This is a genomic window from Pantoea sp. BAV 3049 (genome assembly GCF_009765445.1).
Lineage (GTDB): Bacteria > Pseudomonadota > Gammaproteobacteria > Enterobacterales > Enterobacteriaceae > Erwinia.
This window is the reverse complement of the sequence record NZ_WHOY01000031.1, coordinates 4,880,164-4,897,255: the sequence shown is the minus strand read 5'-3', so window position 1 is coordinate 4,897,255 and position 17,092 is coordinate 4,880,164. Positions and strand designations below refer to the sequence as shown.

General features: G+C 52.3%; 15 protein-coding genes and 1 pseudogene. 12 read left to right on the top strand and 4 right to left on the bottom strand.

What is annotated here, in order from left to right:
- Positions 1–163 precede the first annotated feature (163 nt).
- From sppA to pncA, 3 genes are all read left to right on the top strand, one after another.
- Positions 164–2,020 (top strand): signal peptide peptidase SppA, encoded by a 1,857-nt coding sequence (gene sppA / locus GSQ70_RS24290; RefSeq protein WP_158784911.1) that lies wholly within the window; start codon positions 164–166, stop codon positions 2,018–2,020.
- An 87-nt stretch (positions 2,021–2,107) separates the two neighbouring features.
- Positions 2,108–3,127: an asparaginase gene (gene ansA, locus GSQ70_RS24285; RefSeq protein ID WP_158784910.1), complete on the top strand. Its 1,020-nt coding sequence runs from the start codon at positions 2,108–2,110 to the stop codon at positions 3,125–3,127.
- Positions 3,128–3,137: 10 nt separating this feature from the next.
- Positions 3,138–3,752, top strand: coding sequence for a bifunctional nicotinamidase/pyrazinamidase (gene pncA, locus GSQ70_RS24280; RefSeq protein WP_158784909.1), 615 nt, complete (start codon positions 3,138–3,140; stop codon positions 3,750–3,752).
- 110 nt (positions 3,753–3,862) lie between these two features.
- On the opposite strand, the gene GSQ70_RS24275 is transcribed toward pncA, so the two are convergent.
- Both GSQ70_RS24275 and msrB read right to left on the bottom strand, forming a co-directional pair.
- Complete coding sequence (locus GSQ70_RS24275; protein ID WP_158784908.1) at positions 3,863–4,141, bottom strand: YeaC family protein; 279 nt, start codon at positions 4,139–4,141, stop codon at positions 3,863–3,865.
- Between the two features lie 5 nt (positions 4,142–4,146).
- Positions 4,147–4,557 (bottom strand): peptide-methionine (R)-S-oxide reductase MsrB, encoded by a 411-nt coding sequence (gene msrB, locus GSQ70_RS24270; protein WP_158784907.1) that lies wholly within the window; start codon positions 4,555–4,557, stop codon positions 4,147–4,149.
- 340 nt (positions 4,558–4,897) lie between these two features.
- Here msrB and gapA point away from each other — a divergent pair, with 340 nt between their 5' ends.
- The 4 genes and pseudogenes from gapA to GSQ70_RS24250 all read left to right on the top strand — a co-directional run.
- Entirely contained in the window at positions 4,898–5,893 is a 996-nt protein-coding gene (gene gapA, locus GSQ70_RS24265; protein ID WP_034887893.1) for a glyceraldehyde-3-phosphate dehydrogenase, read from the top strand.
- 66 nt (positions 5,894–5,959) lie between these two features.
- Positions 5,960–6,838, top strand: coding sequence for a D-hexose-6-phosphate mutarotase (locus GSQ70_RS24260; RefSeq protein ID WP_158784906.1), 879 nt, complete (start codon positions 5,960–5,962; stop codon positions 6,836–6,838).
- A 66-nt stretch (positions 6,839–6,904) separates the two neighbouring features.
- Positions 6,905–7,039: a SymE family type I addiction module toxin gene (locus GSQ70_RS24255; RefSeq protein WP_233268484.1), complete on the top strand. Its 135-nt coding sequence runs from the start codon at positions 6,905–6,907 to the stop codon at positions 7,037–7,039.
- Between the two features lie 103 nt (positions 7,040–7,142).
- A pseudogene (locus GSQ70_RS24250) lies at positions 7,143–7,313 on the top strand (type VI secretion system tube protein Hcp); the annotation flags it as partial.
- 113 nt (positions 7,314–7,426) lie between these two features.
- On the opposite strand, the gene GSQ70_RS24245 reads toward GSQ70_RS24250, so the two are convergent.
- Positions 7,427–8,278 carry an aldo/keto reductase gene (locus GSQ70_RS24245; protein WP_158784905.1) on the bottom strand — a complete coding sequence of 284 codons (852 nt, stop codon included), beginning with the start codon at positions 8,276–8,278 and terminating at the stop codon, positions 7,427–7,429.
- 81 nt (positions 8,279–8,359) lie between these two features.
- A complete protein-coding gene (locus GSQ70_RS24240) occupies positions 8,360–9,109 on the bottom strand; it encodes a MipA/OmpV family protein (protein ID WP_158784904.1) in 750 nt (249 codons plus the stop codon).
- Positions 9,110–9,542: 433 nt separating this feature from the next.
- On the opposite strand from GSQ70_RS24240, the gene yeaG reads away from it, so the two are divergent.
- The 5 genes from yeaG (at position 9,543) to wbaP (ending at position 17,024) form a co-directional block, all read left to right on the top strand.
- The gene (gene yeaG, locus GSQ70_RS24235; protein ID WP_158784903.1) at positions 9,543–11,477 is read left to right on the top strand and encodes a protein kinase YeaG; all 1,935 of its coding nucleotides are present in this window, start codon (positions 9,543–9,545) and stop codon (positions 11,475–11,477) included.
- Positions 11,478–11,547: 70 nt separating this feature from the next.
- Positions 11,548–12,825, top strand: coding sequence for a YeaH/YhbH family protein (locus tag GSQ70_RS24230; protein WP_158784902.1), 1,278 nt, complete (start codon positions 11,548–11,550; stop codon positions 12,823–12,825).
- Between the two features lie 293 nt (positions 12,826–13,118).
- Positions 13,119–14,846, top strand: a complete 1,728-nt coding sequence (locus tag GSQ70_RS24225) for a potassium/proton antiporter (RefSeq protein WP_158784901.1) — start codon at positions 13,119–13,121, stop codon at positions 14,844–14,846.
- Positions 14,847–14,922: 76 nt separating this feature from the next.
- Positions 14,923–15,156 carry a DUF1480 family protein gene (locus GSQ70_RS24220; protein WP_158784900.1) on the top strand — a complete coding sequence of 78 codons (234 nt, stop codon included), beginning with the start codon at positions 14,923–14,925 and terminating at the stop codon, positions 15,154–15,156.
- A gap of 401 nt (positions 15,157–15,557) precedes the next feature.
- Positions 15,558–17,024 (top strand): undecaprenyl-phosphate galactose phosphotransferase WbaP, encoded by a 1,467-nt coding sequence (gene wbaP, locus GSQ70_RS24215; RefSeq protein WP_158784899.1) that lies wholly within the window; start codon positions 15,558–15,560, stop codon positions 17,022–17,024.
- The last annotated feature ends 68 nt before the right edge of the window (positions 17,025–17,092 follow it).

Sequence of the window (17,092 nt, the reverse complement as noted above, 5' to 3'; positions counted from 1 at the left end):
CTGAAACTAGCACAGGATGATGATTTGTTACAGCATCGCGCTTTTTCCTGCTGACAATTTCGCCCCTGCTATTTAGGATGTGACCAACACCACCCTGTTTGCGCCGTTTTACTTTTCAACTGGCGGACGCAGCGGGCTTTTTTACCGCTATTATGGAGATCATATGCGCATCTTGTGGCGAGCGATCGCTGGTTTTTTCAAATGGACATGGCGACTGCTGAATTTCGTCCGCGAGTTTATCCTCAACCTGTTTCTGGTGTTGTTGATCCTGGTTTGTGTCGGTATTTACTTTCAGTTCAGTAAATCCAGTACGCCAGTCGAACCTCAGAAAGGGGCACTGGTTGTCGATCTCAGCGGCACGGTGGTGGATAAACCTTCAGTCAGTAACAAACTCAGCAAAATTGGCCGTCAGTTACTCGGCACCAGCAGCGACCGCCTGAAGGAGAACTCCCTCTTTGACGTGGTGGATGCTATTCGTCAGGCCAAAGACGATGCCAATATCACCGGCATGGTGCTTGACCTGCGCGACTTCGCCGGAGCAGATCAACCATCCCTGCAGTACATCGGCAAGGCTCTGCGTGAATTCCGCGATAGCGGTAAGCAAATCTATGCCACCGGTGACAGCTACAGCCAGGCGCAATATTACCTGGCCAGCTTCGCCAACAAAATTTATCTCTCCCCTCAGGGAACGGTGGATCTGCATGGCTTCGCCACCAACGGTCTTTACTACAAGACCCTGCTGGATAAACTGAAAATCAGTTCACACGTCTTCCGTGTCGGCACTTATAAGTCGGCGGTAGAACCGTTCCTGCGCGATGATATGTCACCGGCAGCACGTGATGCGGACAGCCGCTGGATTGGCGAACTGTGGCAGAACTACCTCAACACCATCGCCGCTAACCGACAGATTACGCCTGAACAGGTGTTCCCGGGCGCTCAGGGCGTGCTGGACGGCCTGCAGAAAGTCGGTGGAGATACGGCTCAGTATGCCAAAGATAACAAGCTGGTTGATGAGCTGGCTTCCCGCGCGGCGGTAGATCAGCAGATGAGTAAAATCTTCGGCTGGGATAAAGCGGCCAGTGATTTTAAAGGCACCAGCATCTACGACTATCAGGTCAAGGATAACAGCACGACTGACGGCAACATTGCCGTGGTGATGGCGAACGGCGCAATTATGGACGGCGATGAAACACCGGGCAGCGTCGGCGGCGATACCACCGCGATGGAAATTCGTCAGGCGCGCCTGGATCCGAAAATCAAGGCAATCGTGTTCCGCGTTAACAGCCCTGGCGGCAGCGTGACGGCTTCCGAGACCATTCGTGAAGAACTGGCTGCGGCGAAGGAAGCGGGTAAACCGGTGGTGGTTTCCATGGGCGGTATGGCTGCCTCCGGTGGTTACTGGATCTCAACGCCGGCTAACTACATCATCGCCAGCCCAAGTACGCTTACCGGATCCATCGGCATTTTCGGGGTGATTAACACCGTTGAAAACACGCTGGACTCAATTGGTGTGCATACCGATGGCGTCTCCACTTCGCCACTGGCTGATGTGGCAACCACCAAGGCGCTACCGCCTGAGGTTGCGCAGATGATGCAACTGAGCATCCAGAACGGTTACAAAAACTTCCTTGGCCTGGTCGCCAGCTCGCGCGGTAAAACACCAGAGCAGATTGACCAGATTGCTCAGGGTCACGTCTGGACCGGCAGCGATGCAAAATCCAACGGTCTGGTGGATTCACTCGGTGACTTCGACGATGCCGTGGCAAAAGCGGCCGAACTGGCAAAACTCAAGCAGTGGCATCTCAACTGGTATCAGGATGAACCCGGCTTTATTGACCTGCTGTTCAGCCAGACGAACGTGTCAGCCCGCGCCGCGCTGCCGGATGCTCTTAAAGCTTATCTGCCTGCGCCAATGATCGACGTGATGGCGGCAATGAAAAACCAGCCGGGTCTGTTTGATAACCTCAACGATCCGCAAAACCGCTATGCCATGTGCCTTACCTGTGGACAGGTGAAATAACATAACCCGCAGCCCGGCATCTGGTCGGGCTGCTTTTACTCTGCTTTCCCCTTATACTTCGCCTTTTCGGCAAGCCTGAGTCTTTAAATGCATAAGAAATCAATTTACGTCGCCTATACTGGCGGGACCATCGGCATGCAGCGTTCCGAGCATGGCTATATTCCGGTGTCGGGCCACCTGCAAACCCAGCTGGCGAATATGCCAGAATTCCACCGCGCCGAGATGCCGGACTTTACTATTCACGAGTACTCGCCGTTAATTGACTCATCGGATATGACGCCACAGGATTGGCAATCGATTGCGGATGATATCCAGGCTAATTACGATAAATACGATGGCTTTGTGATCCTGCATGGCACAGATACCATGGCCTTTACCGCTTCAGCTCTCTCTTTTATGCTGGAGAATCTGTCCAAGCCGGTAATTGTGACAGGGTCACAAATCCCTCTGGCCGAACTGCGTTCAGACGGGCAGCAAAACCTGCTGAATTCCCTGTTCGTTGCCGCCAACTACCCAATCAACGAAGTTGCACTGTTTTTCAACAACACGCTGTATCGCGGTAACCGTACAACCAAGGCCCATGCCGATGGCTTCAACGCCTTCGCCTCGCCTAACCTTGCGCCGCTGCTTGAAGCGGGCATCCATATCCGTCGCCTGAACACCCCTGCCGCGCCAATGGGCCAGAGCGAGCTGATTGTGCACCCTATTACGCCACAGCCGATTGGTGTGGTGACTATCTATCCCGGTATTTCTTCCGATGTGGTAAGCAACTTCCTGCGTCAGCCGGTGAAAGCGCTGATTCTGCGTTCTTATGGCGTTGGCAATGCCCCACAGAACCCGGCCTTCCTGAAGGAGCTGAAAGAAGCTTCCGATCGCGGCATTGTTGTGGTCAACCTGACTCAGTGTATGTCCGGCAAGGTGAATATGGGTGGCTACGCCACCGGTAACGCCCTGGCGCTGGCAGGCGTGATCAGCGGTTATGATTTAACGGTAGAAGCTACGCTGACCAAGTTGCACTATTTGCTGAGCCAGAATCTGACCAGCGATCAGGTGCGCCAGCAGATGCAGATCAACCTGCGCGGTGAACTGACCCCGGACGATAAGTGAGAGAACGATAATGACCACACAGCAGGCGCTGCTTCTGATTGATTTACAGAATGACTTCTGCCCCGGTGGCGCGCTGGCGGTCAGCGGAGGCGATGAAGTCATCGCTATTGCTAACCAGTACGCCGCAGAATTTCACCAGCGTGGTCAGCCGGTGGTGGCCTCGCTGGACTGGCATCCGGCGGAACATGGCAGCTTTGCTTCCAACTCCGGCCAGGCAGCCTGGACGCTGGGCAAACTTGAGGGGCTCTCGCAGGTTTGGTGGCCCGATCACTGTATCCAGCACGGAGCCGGTGCACAGCTGCATCCCGGGCTGGATCAACGCTGTATCAGCGAGAAGATTTATAAAGGGCAGGATCCGAAGGTGGACAGCTACAGTGCCTTCTTCGATAACGGCCACCGCAATAAAACCACGCTGGATCTGTGGCTCAAAAACCACGGGATTACCGCCCTGACGGTGATGGGTCTGGCAACGGATTACTGTGTGAAATACAGCGTGCTGGACGCACTGGCGCTGGGCTACACCGTTACGGTGATCGCTGCAGGCTGTCGTGGCGTCAATCTGGCATCGGGTGACAGTGAGCAAGCGCTGGCAGATATGGCGGCAAAGGGTGCCATTATTTTATAAATCCATCGCCAGTCAGATGCGCAGCCGTTGATGAACAGTCAGCTATAGCTGCCACCATAAGGGGGCCTTCTGCGCCCCTTTTTAACGCCATTTATTCCTGAAGGAATAATTTACTGCAACCGGATATGGGTGACGTTGTCATCCTCAATGCCGAACTCCTCTTTCAGCTGCTTTTTGGTTTTCATCACCATTTCGCCGCCCTTACCCACACTCATGTGCTGAGGCTGTTCGTTATGGCGAGCCTGCCAGAGCATCACCAGTTGCAGACTGTTTTCCTTCTGTTCTGGCGTCAGAGCCACGCCATCAGCCCATTTGCCGGTTTCCACTGCGGTGACCAGACGCTGATAAACTTCCGGCGTCATGGCGGCGATCATCTCATCCAGCTCCATAGCCACTATCCTTTAATATTATTGCCATCATCGTCGGTAAAGCTTAACGAGGCGGAGTTAACACAGTAACGCTCTCCGGTTGGCTGAGGGCCATCAGGGAAAACGTGCCCCAGGTGTGCATCACAGTTGCCGCAGCGGATTTCAATACGCTGCATACCGTGCGAATCATCTTCAATATATTTAATTGAATCTTCATGATACGACTGATAGAAGCTCGGCCAGCCGCAGCCGGAGTCGTATTTAGTTTCAGACAGGAACAGCGGCGAGTTGCACACCAGGCAGTGATAAATTCCCTCGCCTTTGTTGTGCAGCAATTTACCGGAGAAAGGCGGTTCGGTGCCGCGATGCTGCGTGACATAGCGCTGCATTTCGTTGAGGTCGGTTTCTGGGCTCAGTTGCTTCGGGTCATTAGCCATTTTGCTACTCTCGGGCGGGTGAATCTGAATATATCGGCTACTATTCTAACAAATACTTAACAACGTCAGGGGATTTTTTCGATTCAGGGGGAGTCTGAAAGTGACCTGAAGATGAAAATGTGACTCAGATCACCCTTTGAATTCGCCACCCCTTTATATTCGGGCAGAGCGCCCCCATATGAACCTTTATTGGTGGTCAGGGAACACGCTTCCGGGGCAATAATTCCTGCTTTGCGGTTTGATTTGTCGCAACTATTGAAGCGATTCCGCTTGACGCCTGGTAAGGTTTTTGTAATTTTACAGCCAACCTTTTATTCACTAACAACAGCTGGTGGAATATATGACTATCAAAGTAGGTATCAACGGTTTTGGCCGTATCGGTCGCATCGTTTTCCGTGCTGCTCAGCAGCGTTCTGACATCGAGATCGTGGGCATCAACGATCTGCTGGACGCAGAGTACATGGCTTACATGCTGAAATATGACTCTACTCACGGTCGTTTCGATGGCACTGTAGAAGTTAAAGACGGCCACCTGGTTGTCAACGGCAAAACCATCCGTGTTACCTCTGAACGCGATCCGGCTAACCTGAAGTGGAACGAAATCGGTGTTGACGTTGTTGCTGAAGCAACCGGTATCTTCCTGACCGACGAAACTGCGCGTAAGCACATCGAAGCTGGTGCCAAGAAAGTCGTGCTGACCGGTCCTTCTAAGGATGACACCCCAATGTTCGTCATGGGCGTGAACCACAAATCTTACGCTGGCCAGGAGATCGTTTCTAACGCATCCTGCACCACTAACTGCCTGGCACCACTGGCTAAAGTGATCAACGACAAGTTTGGTATCGTTGAAGCGCTGATGACCACTGTTCACGCAACCACCGCTACTCAGAAAACCGTTGATGGCCCGTCTCACAAAGACTGGCGCGGCGGCCGCGGCGCATCTCAGAACATCATCCCTTCTTCTACCGGTGCTGCTAAAGCAGTAGGTAAAGTGATCCCTGAGCTGAACGGCAAACTGACTGGTATGGCGTTCCGCGTTCCTACCCCTAACGTTTCCGTAGTTGACCTGACTGCACGTCTGGCTAAGCCTGCTTCTTATAAAGAAATCTGTGCAGCGATCAAAGCCGCAGCCGAAGGCGAAATGAAAGGCGTTCTGGGCTACACCGAAGACGAAGTGGTTTCTACCGATTTCAACGGCGAAACGCTGACTTCTATCTTTGATGCGAAAGCCGGTATCGCACTGAGCGACACTTTCGTGAAGCTGGTTTCCTGGTACGATAACGAAACTGGTTACTCCAACAAGGTCCTGGACCTGGTTGCTCACATCGCTAAATAAGCGCGATGAACTGACTCGGAGGGCGACTACGGTCGCCCTTTTTTTTCGCTAAAGGAAAGTTTTCTGATGAACGAAAAAATTTTTTCGCTTCCGGTTATCAACCAAATCACCCCGTATATTTCTCAGCGCAAGATCGGCGATCTGCCGGTTGTGGTGATCGTCCATCCAAAAGTGCGTGCTGCCGTCACCCTGCAGGGTGCTCACCTGATTGCCTGGCAGCCGAACGGTGAAAAGCCGGTGATCTGGCTGAGTGAGAAAACGGCCTGGGCTACCGGTAAAGCTATCCGGGGCGGCGTACCTATCTGCTGGCCGTGGTTTGGACCTGCAGGTGAACCCGCTCATGGTTTTGCCCGCACCCTGCCATGGACGCTGTCAGCGCATGATGAGAACGATGAGAGCGTGATGCTGACGCTGGTGCTGGAGAGCAACGAGCAGACCAAAAAGCTCTGGCCGCACGACTTCACCCTGTTTGCCCGCTTCCGCTTCAGCGACCGCTGTGAGATTGAGCTGGAAGCCCACGGGGATTATGAAGCCACTGCAGCCCTGCACAGTTACTTCAGTGTTGAGGACATTGCAGGCGTGGAAGTCAGTGGGCTGGGCACCCGTTACATTGATAAGGTCAATAACGGCGTTACAGGCACTTCTCCGTCAGGCAAACAGACCTATCCGGACCGCATCGACCGCATATATACGCAGCCAGAAGATTGCAGCGTGGTCGCCGATAAAGCCGGTAACCGTTCGCTGGAGATCTATCATCATTACCAGAGTGACGTTGTCACCTGGAACCCTGGTCCGGAACTTTCATGCAGCATGGGTGATATGGCGAATGAAGGCTATAAAACGATGGTGTGCGTTGAAACGGCTCACGTCTCTTCACCGATGAAGTCAGCGGGTGAATCCCCTTCCCGCCTTGCGGCGACTTTTCGGGTGCGGAAAGGCGCTTGATCATCAATACTGACCGGGTCGTAACCGACCCGGAATTTTGGCACACGGGTAAGGATCTTGTCCGACATGAACCTCAGTTGGCTGGCGAACATTGCGGGCGAATGGCTGGCTGAGGTGGGTTTTGAGATGGGAACCGGCATGATCGTGAAGGTGCTTGATGGCTGTGTGGTGCTGCCACCCTGTTCGCGCCTTTGGAGCTGAATTTTGCGATGCTTCTCAACACCGAACGCAGGTTATGGCCACTTTAGATTTTTTACTTAATGGTATTCAGTCCCGCAAGCTTTACCCGCAGATCTCTGCTGCAGATGCCACGATTATCGACATCGATTGCAAGATGCCACACTGCCAGGATGCGGCAAAAGCGGAGTTCACGCAACTGGTTCGGGTCTCTCTGGCTTATCGTAAGATCAACTGGGAACACACCACCGCAGGAACGTCAGGTGCTGACGACTGGCGGGCACCGATCGAGGCGTAAGTGGTTCCACGTTCCGGCTTTTCCGGGGAGTAGATTGACTTTATTCTCAATACAGCAACAACGCTCCGGACTGGATTAGCGCGGGGCGTTGTTGCCTTAATGATTTATCGATCTCAAACCACATCCAGCGGCATTTTGCGTTCTGGCGGCGGGAAAGCCTGATTGATCAGCGCAAGGTCTTCACTGCTCAACACCACCTCCAGCGCCGCAGCATTCTCTGCCACATGCTGAACCGAACTGGCTTTTGGAATAGCGATGACCCCTTCCTTACGGATGACCCAGGCCAGCAGCAGCTGCGCCACGCTTATGCTCTTTTGTTGTGCAACCTGCCGCAGGATCGGGTTCTCCATCAGGTCGCGCCGGAGCCGGCCAGCCTGAGCCAGCGGGCAGTAGGCCATCAACGGGATCTGTAACTGCTGGCAGTCAGGCAGAAGATCGTATTCGATTCCCCGTGATGCCAGATGATAAAGCACCTGATTGGCAGCACAGGCATATCCGCCCTCTTCGGCAAGCAGTTCTGCCATGTCATCACTGTCAAAATTGGAGACGCCCCAGCGCAGAATTTTGCCGGATTGTTGCAGAGCTTCCATCGCACTGAGGGTTTCTTCCAGCGGCACATTGCCGCGCCAGTGCAGAAGATAAAGATCGAGGTAATCAGTTTTCAGACGGCGCAAACTGCGTTCGCAGGCATCCACGGCATCCACCGCTCCGGCATTCCAGGGGTAGACTTTCGAGACCAGCCAGGCATTGTCTCTGCGTCCCTGCAACGCCTCGCCCACCACTTCTTCTGCACCGCCATCTGCGTACATTTCAGCGGTATCGATCAGTCTCAGCCCTTTATCCAGCCCCGACTGTAACGCCGCCACCTCTTGTTTACGCTGGCTGACATCTTCACCCATATACCAGGTGCCCTGACCGATTGCCGGCAGGCTGCTGCCACCGCTAAATTCTACCGATTTCACCATTGCATTCTCCTGCACCCTTTCAGATCACCACAATCATGCAAAAGGGCGCAATGCGCCCTTTTTTAGTGCAGTAATTGCAGATCAGAATGTGTAGCTGATTCCGGTCCACACTGCGACCTGGGAATCGCGATCAACCATTGGGCTGTTTTTTACTTCGCTGCTCAGACGAGTGTAACGTCCTGAGAGCGTGGCATTCCAGTTCTGGTTAATCGACCACGCGGCCGTCATTTCCAGATAAGGATTCCAGCTGTCATCCGCCTCATAGCTGCCAAGGCCGCTGCGACGGGATTCCGCTTTGGAAACACCATAATAATAGTCATTCTGGTTTGAGCTGCTGTACAGCGCACCGATCCCCGGCGTCAGACTGAAGTCCCCCATCTGGAAGCGGTAAAGATAGGCCAGATCCCACTGATAGCCGTCGCTGTTGCCTAACATATCCCCAGCCAGCACGGTCCTGACGATGCCCCAGTTAGCCACGTGGCGATATGCCAGCCCTCCCATCAGCGTCATATGACGATTATCCAGCTTTTTCAATTGCTTATTTTTGGTATCGTCAGTATTGAAGTTCTGCGGTGACCCCAGAATGGTCAGCGACAGCTGATCCTGCTGGTCTTTCCACAAATAGTAGCCAGCCTGCAGACTGTGCAGATAAAAGCTGTCACCGTCATAGTTAATCAGCGGAACCGGATAGTAACGCCCTTCGCCACCTTTATAAGGACTCTGGCTGTAGATGACGGAAGCACCCAGTGTTAAAGGGTTGGCATGTGCCAATGTGGCAGAAAAACAGGCCGGTAAAAGCACGGCGAGCGCAGTAACTTTGAAATAGTTCACAATTTATTCATTCCATAAATATAACAATCAAGACAGGCAGTTTAACAGCCCGGACGCTATTGGTTAAAAGTTTACACGGTCTGTAGCACTCAGAATCAATTTTCAGACCGCCCGGCGCCCCAGCGATTGTACTGGCTTATTTACAATTTCCACGCAGCCCGCATCAGCCAAGGCCATCGCCAGGTCATTAAATGACTTTGTTATTGAAATTTCATTGAAAAAGGCGGGAGGTTCAGGAAATTTCTTAAATGCCAACTACGCTTTAATGAAAGAAGGTCAATTTTAACGAGCAGAGTAATCATAAGTTTTGTGTATCCTGATAAAAAAACGTCAGGTTGGCATAAGGGTTGCTCTACTCCTATAAGTTCCTTCAGGGGCTGACCGTAATTAGGCTCCTGTTACCTGTGCTAAAAATGAAAGGACGGGCATCGCTATGAATATATTCGATCACTATCGTCAGCGTTATGAAGCTGCCAAGGACGAAGAGTTCACACTGCAGGAATTTCTTACCGTATGTCGGCAAGATCGCAGTGCATACGCCAACGCGGCAGAGAGACTGTTAATGGCTATAGGTGAGCCAGTAATGGTTGATACTGCGCAGGAGCCTCGCCTTTCCCGACTGTTCTCCAACCGTGTTATTGCGCGTTACCCAGCCTTTGAAGAATTTTACGGTATGGAAGAGGCGATTGAACAGATCGTCTCATATCTTAAACACGCCGCTCAGGGCCTTGAGGAGAAGAAACAGATCCTTTATCTGCTGGGTCCGGTCGGTGGTGGTAAATCCTCTCTGGCTGAGCGTCTGAAATCTCTGATGCAGCGCGTGCCTATCTATGTATTAAGCGCTGACGGCGAGCGCAGCCCGGTCAATGATCATCCGCTGTGTCTGTTTAATCCGCAGGAAGACGCTAACATTCTTGAGAAAGAGTATGGTGTGCCGCGCCGCTATCTCGGCACGATTATGTCACCGTGGGCAGCGAAACGGCTGCATGACTTTGGCGGCGATATCTCCCGCTTCAAAGTTGTTAAGGTCTGGCCATCCATCCTTGAACAGCTGGCTATTGCCAAAACAGAACCAGGTGATGAAAACAATCAGGACATCTCTGCTCTGGTGGGTAAAGTGGATATCCGTAAGCTTGAAAACCACGCGCAGAACGATCCTGACGCCTATGGTTACTCTGGTGCTCTGTGCCGGGCCAACCAGGGGATCATGGAGTTCGTCGAGATGTTTAAAGCACCCATCAAAGTGCTGCATCCCCTGCTGACGGCTACTCAGGAAGGTAACTACAACGGTACGGAAGGTATCTCCGCCCTGCCGTTCAACGGTATTATTCTGGCGCACTCTAACGAATCAGAGTGGGTCACCTTCCGTAACAACAAAAATAATGAGGCGTTCCTCGACCGCGTGTATATCGTCAAGGTGCCTTACTGCCTGCGCGTGTCTGAAGAAATTAAAATTTACGACAAGCTGCTCGATCACAGTGAGTTGACCCATGCGCCATGCGCACCAGGTACGCTGGAAACGCTGGCCCGCTTCTCTATTCTTTCGCGTCTGAAAGAGCCTGAGAACTCCAGCACCTACTCCAAAATGCGCGTTTATGATGGGGAAAGCCTCAAGGATACCGATCCGAAAGCCAAGTCCTATCAGGAGTATCGTGATTACGCAGGCGTCGATGAAGGGATGAACGGCCTTTCTACCCGTTTTGCCTTTAAGATCCTCTCCCGCGTGTTCAACTTTGATCACGCCGAGGTGGCGGCCAACCCTGTGCACCTCTTCTATGTACTGGAGCAACAGATCGAGCGTGAGCAGTTCCCGCAGGACCTGGCCGAGAAATATCTGGAGCACCTGAAAGGCTACCTGATCCCGAAATACGCCGAGTTTATCGGTAAAGAGATCCAGACTGCTTATCTGGAGTCCTATTCGGAATATGGCCAGAACATCTTCGACCGCTACGTCACTTATGCTGACTTCTGGATCCAGGATCAGGAATATCGCGATCCGGATACCGGGCAGCTGTTTGACCGTGAATCACTGAATGCTGAACTGGAAAAAATTGAGAAGCCTGCCGGGATCAGTAATCCGAAAGACTTCCGTAATGAGATCGTCAACTTCGTACTGCGTACCCGAGCCCATAACAGCGGTCGCAATCCGAACTGGACCAGCTACGAGAAGCTGCGCACGGTAATCGAGAAGAAAATGTTCTCGAACACCGAAGAGCTGCTGCCGGTAATCTCGTTCAATGCAAAAACGTCCACCGACGAGCAGAAAAAACACGACGATTTTGTCGACCGTATGATGGAAAAAGGCTATACCCGCAAGCAGGTCCGCTTGCTGTGCGAATGGTATCTGCGCGTCAGAAAATCGTCCTGATACCAGCCTCAGAAGTGCTACAGGGGTCAGGGTAACCTGACCCGGCTTGCAACGTTGTTTGGGGGGAGTTATGGCCTATTTTATCGATCGGCGTCTTAACGGGAAAAACAAGAGCGCGGTGAATCGCCAGCGCTTCTTGCGCCGTTACAAGTCGCAAATCAAACAGTCGATCTCCGAGGCCATTAATAAGCGTTCGGTAACAGACGTTGAAAGCGGCGAATCTGTCTCTATTCCCATTGATGATATCAACGAACCAAGTTTCCATCAGGGTCGCGGCGGCCAGCGCCACCGTGTTCATCCTGGGAACGACCACTTTGTTCAGAATGACCGTGTCGAACGCCCTCAGGGCGGCGGCGGCGGCGGAAGTGGCCAGGGCAATGCCAGTCAGGACGGTGAAGGCCAGGATGAATTCGTCTTCAACATCTCGAAAGACGAATATCTCGACCTGCTGTTTGAAGATCTGGCGCTGCCGAACCTGAAAAAAAACCAGCATCGTCAGCTGAATGAGTACAAAGTCCACCGCGCTGGCTACACCTCCAACGGGGTGCCGGCTAATATCAGCGTGGTGCGCTCGCTACAGAACTCACTGGCGCGCCGCACTGCGATGACCGCGGGCAAACGCAGAATGCTGCATGAGCTTGAAGCTTCTCTGGAAGCTGTACAGCAAGCGGAACCCGCTCAGTTGCTGGAAGAAGAAAGGCTGCGTCAAGAAATCACCGATCTTCGTGCCCGCATTAAACGAGTACCGTTTATCGACACTTTCGATCTGCGTTACAAAAATTTTGAAAAACGTCCTGAGCCTTCCAGCCAGGCGGTGATGTTCTGCCTGATGGACGTTTCCGGTTCGATGGACCAGGCCACCAAGGATATGGCTAAGCGATTCTATATCCTGCTTTACCTGTTCCTTAGCCGCACCTACAAAAATGTCGATGTGGTTTACATCCGCCACCACACTCAGGCAAAAGAGGTCGATGAACAGGAGTTCTTCTATTCGCAGGAAACCGGCGGCACCATTGTATCCAGCGCACTAAAGCTGATGGATGAAGTGATCAAAGAGCGTTACGACCCGGCACAGTGGAATATCTATGCTGCTCAGGCTTCCGATGGCGATAACTGGGCCGATGATTCACCTCTTTGCCACGAAATTCTGGCAAAACATCTTCTGCCAGTGGTTCGCTACTACACTTATATCGAAATCACCCGGCGTGCGCATCAGACGCTCTGGCGGGAATACGAACATCTGCAGGCCATGTTTGATAATTTTGCCATTCAGCATATTCGCGAGCCTGAAGATATCTATCCGGTCTTTCGTGAGCTTTTTCACAAACAAGCGGAAGAGAGTTACTGATCTCTTTTATGCTCATTCACAGCCAGTAAATTTTTTACTGGCTTTATCCATCGTTTATCAGATGTAACTCACAAAAACCCCGCACTTCTTCCGTTTTCTCTGTCAATCCCATAAATAAGCCCTTATTCATACGCACTCAGTGCCATTTGCCTGAGGGAAAAATAAGTTAAGATAGTGGCCTGAAAAAAAAACCTCTCACAGCGAGATGAATGATGCCCACGTTTTAACATTTGCGGTACTCTTACAACACATTGTTAAAACGCATAATTTCTAACCCACAGGAGAATGCCCCATTGGAAGCCAGCGCAATCTACAGTTTGTTTATTATCGGATCCGTGCTGGTTGCTGCGAGCATTTTACTGAGTTCGTTCTCTTCAAAGCTGGGCATTCCGATTTTGGTTATTTTCCTCGCGCTGGGCATGCTGGCTGGCGTCGACGGCATTGGTGGTATAGCGTTTAATGACTATCCGGCCGCCTATCTGATCAGTAACCTGGCACTGGCGGTGATCCTGCTGGATGGCGGTATGCGTACCCAGGCCAGCTCATTTAAGGTCGCGCTCGGACCGGCTCTTTCCCTCGCTACATTGGGCGTGCTGATCACGGCGGGACTGACCGGCATGGCGGCGGCGTGGTTATTCAATCTGAATATGATTGATGGCTTCCTGGTTGGAGCGATTATCGGCTCCACGGATGCAGCGGCAGTGTTTTCATTGCTCGGCGGCAAAGGGCTGAACGAGCGTGTCAGCGCCACGCTGGAAATCGAATCTGGCAGTAATGACCCGATGGCCGTGTTTCTGACCATCACGCTGATAGAGATGATCCAACGGGGCGAAACCGGCCTGAGCTTTATGTTTGTCGTCCATCTGATCCAGCAGTTTGGTCTTGGCATTGTGCTTGGCCTGGGTGGCGGCTGGGCTTTACTGCAGCTGATTAACCGCGTCTCGCTGGCCAGCGGCCTCTATCCTCTGCTGGCGGTCAGCGGCGGTATCCTGATTTTTGCGCTGACCACCGTGCTGGAAGGCAGCGGCATTCTGGCGGTCTACCTTTGCGGCTTCGTGCTGGGCAACCGCCCTATCCGCAACCGCCACGGCATTCTGCAAACCTTCGACGGCATGGCATGGCTGAGCCAGATTGGTATGTTCCTGGTACTCGGCCTGTTAGTTAACCCGAAAGATCTGTGGAATATCGCTGTGCCTGCGATGGCACTCTCAGTCTGGCTGATCCTGATTGCCCGACCGCTGTCGGTGATGATTGGCCTGCTGCCGTTCCGCGGGTTCCATATTCGTGAGAGGTTGTTTATCAGTTGGGTAGGCCTGCGCGGAGCGTTGCCGATCATCCTGGCCGTGTTCCCGATGATGGCTGGTCTGCCCCACGCTTCGTTGTTCTTTAATATTGCTTTCTTCGTGGTACTGGTATCGCTGATGGTACAGGGAACCTCTCTTGGCCTTGCCGCCCGTAAGGCCAGAGTCATCGTCCCGCCAATGGCCTCACCCATTTCCCGTGTCGGGCTGGATATTCATCCGGAAAATCCCTGGGAGCAGTTCGTTTATCAGTTAGGCGCGGATAAATGGTGCGTGGGCGCAGCACTGCGGGATTTGCGGATGCCAAGGGAAACCCGTATTGCCGCCCTGTTCCGGGATAACCTGCTGCTGCATCCCACCGGCAATACCCGCCTGAGAGAAGGCGATGTGCTGTGCGTGATTGGCCGCGAAAAAGATCTTCCGGAACTTGGCAAGCTGTTCAGCCAGTCACCTCCTGTGGCACTGGACCAGCGTTTTTTCGGGGACTTTATTTTGCAGGCTGATGCACGACTGAACGATGTTTCCGAAATTTACGGCATTGAGCTGGATAATGAAACCAACATTCAGCAGACGCTGGGCCACCTGATCGCCGGGATGATTGGTGGCGCACCGGTGGTAGGCGATCAGGTGGAATGGAAAAACATGATCTGGACGGTTGCCGAGAAAGAAGACAATGAAATTATCAAAATTGGCGTGCGGGTAGCGGAAGACAAGGAATAATCCTGGCCCGGATCGCTCGATCTCTGTGAAATAGCGACTATTCTTAAAGTTCGTGTATTTCCGAAGGGAGAAAATCATGGGTCATGTCGTGAAGATTGGTCGCTATGAAATCATCGATGCAGAGCTGGATGTGCAGAATATCGATACCGTCAGCATCCCCTGCCAGACCAACCCGGGGCTGACAGATCAGCTTGACGGCTGGGACGGTGAAACCAGCGTGCCCGCCTGGATTGACGGTGAGCCAGTCGATCTTGCCATCGGGCATTATGATAAAGAGCAAAATCGCTGGATACTGAAAAAACCTGCATAATCATGCCTTCTCGCCGTTGCGGTTATTCGTAACGGTGAACCTTCATATTATTGTCGCCATATTGTTATCTTATTATCATAAGATAACAAATTAACTTATTTCCCCCTCATTCATTTTCTTTCGCTCGCAATGATTCCCGATTCTAATTTTACCGAAAGCAATTCCACCATTTTAGGAATATCCCGTATTAACTAAGCCAAATAAGTCCTGCATACTCGTTCACTGCTTCACAAGGCAATGGACTGCTGCGGCATTTACGGTGCTCAGTTCCTGGCGCTACACGATGGAAGACCGATACTCTTTTTTGTTGAATTTAAAGGGGTTAATTTCAACCCGTTACGCCTGAACGCGTGCTTGATCCTCGTCAGGTCTCCTTCCCTCATGAAAAGAGAGCAGGCATTATGGCAAGTACTCTGGTACTGAACGACCGCCGTCGCGCTTTTAGCGGCACCCGAAAAAACATTATTGCCAAGGTGACATTAAGTCTTTCAGATTTAATCTCAATCAACCTGGCGCTGTTTTTATCCGCAGCGACTGTAAGAGGTATTTGGGGCAATCTGGATATATTTATCCCACCTCAGGAAGTGAAGGTCCGTTTTATTGCTCAATTCGTTATGTCAGTGGTCTGTACCGCATGGTTCTGGATGCGACTGCGTCATTACACCTATCGCAAACCCTTCTGGTTTGAATTAAAAGAGATAATTAAAACTCTGGTGATCTTCTCCCTGCTGGATCTGGCGCTGATTGCCTTCTCCAAATGGGATTTTTCCCGCATGTTGTGGAGCTTCACCTGGGCTTTCGCACTGATCCTGGTGCCGCTGCTTCGTTCCAGCGTTAAACACGCCATTCTGAAAGCGGGCCAGTGGCAGAAGCAGACCATCATTATTGGTTCCGGCAAGAACGCCCGCGAGGCTTACGCTGCGCTGCAAAGTGAAGAGCTCCTCGGTTATGAGGTTAAGGCGTTTGTTGCTTCTAATGGTCACAATGGCGCAGAAACCATGAATGGCGTGCCGGTAATCACCTCGAAAGACATCGTCTGGGACACGGTTGACCTGGAAAACACTCAGTTTATCGTGGCGATGGAATATGAGCAGCAGTCGATGCGTGACAAGTGGCTGAAGCTGCTATCCAAGAAGAAATGCCGCTCCGTCTCCGTGGTGCCTACCCTGCGAGGTGTTCCACTGTACGGGACCGATATGTCGTTTATCTTCAGCCATGAAGTGATGATCCTCCGCGTCAGTAACAATCTGGCTAAACGCTCTTCCCGCTTCCTGAAGCGAGTATTCGATATCGTGGTCGCTTCGCTGCTGCTGCTGTTCCTGGCCCCGGCCTTTGGGTTGATTTGCTGGATGGTCGGCCGTGATGGTGGCAACAAAATCTATGGTCACGAACGTGTGGGTCAGGACGGCAAGAAATTCAAATGCCTGAAGTTCCGCTCAATGGTGACGAATTCAAAAGAAGTGCTGGAAGAGTTATTAGCCACCAGTGATGAAGCCCGGGCCGAGTGGGAAAAGGACTTCAAGCTGAAAAACGATCCGCGTGTCACCAAAATTGGGGCATTCCTGCGCAAGACCAGTCTGGATGAGCTGCCACAGTTATGGAACGTTATCCGTGGTGAGATGAGTCTGGTGGGGCCACGTCCGGTAATTGAAGCCGAACTGGAGCGTTATGCCGGGGATGTGGATTACTATCTGATGGCTAAACCCGGCATGACCGGTTTATGGCAGGTCAGCGGACGTAACGACATCGACTATGACACCCGCGTCTATTTCGATTCATGGTATGTGAAAAACTGGGCGCTGTGGACCGATATTGCGATCCTGTTTAAAACGGCCGGTGTGGTTCTGCGTCGCGACGGCGCGTACTGATCCCGCAAAAGTCAGAGTCATGCCGGTCAATGACGGCATGACTCTGAACTCTTGCCCTTCAGATTCTC

Bases quoted from the DNA above. Each gene is read 5' to 3' on its own strand.
- sppA (WP_158784911.1), top strand. From the start codon at position 164: ATGCGCATCTTGTGGCGAGCGATCGCTGGTTTTTTCAAATGGACATGG.
- ansA (WP_158784910.1), top strand. From the start codon at position 2,108: ATGCATAAGAAATCAATTTACGTCGCCTATACTGGCGGGACCATCGGC.
- pncA (WP_158784909.1), top strand. From the start codon at position 3,138: ATGACCACACAGCAGGCGCTGCTTCTGATTGATTTACAGAATGACTTC.
- GSQ70_RS24275 (WP_158784908.1), bottom strand. From the start codon at position 4,141: ATGGAGCTGGATGAGATGATCGCCGCCATGACGCCGGAAGTTTATCAG.
- msrB (WP_158784907.1), bottom strand. From the start codon at position 4,557: ATGGCTAATGACCCGAAGCAACTGAGCCCAGAAACCGACCTCAACGAA.
- gapA (WP_034887893.1), top strand. From the start codon at position 4,898: ATGACTATCAAAGTAGGTATCAACGGTTTTGGCCGTATCGGTCGCATC.
- GSQ70_RS24260 (WP_158784906.1), top strand. From the start codon at position 5,960: ATGAACGAAAAAATTTTTTCGCTTCCGGTTATCAACCAAATCACCCCG.
- GSQ70_RS24255 (WP_233268484.1), top strand. From the start codon at position 6,905: ATGAACCTCAGTTGGCTGGCGAACATTGCGGGCGAATGGCTGGCTGAG.
- GSQ70_RS24245 (WP_158784905.1), bottom strand. From the start codon at position 8,278: ATGGTGAAATCGGTAGAATTTAGCGGTGGCAGCAGCCTGCCGGCAATC.
- yeaG (WP_158784903.1), top strand. From the start codon at position 9,543: ATGAATATATTCGATCACTATCGTCAGCGTTATGAAGCTGCCAAGGAC.
- GSQ70_RS24230 (WP_158784902.1), top strand. From the start codon at position 11,548: ATGGCCTATTTTATCGATCGGCGTCTTAACGGGAAAAACAAGAGCGCG.
- GSQ70_RS24220 (WP_158784900.1), top strand. From the start codon at position 14,923: ATGGGTCATGTCGTGAAGATTGGTCGCTATGAAATCATCGATGCAGAG.
- wbaP (WP_158784899.1), top strand. From the start codon at position 15,558: ATGGCAAGTACTCTGGTACTGAACGACCGCCGTCGCGCTTTTAGCGGC.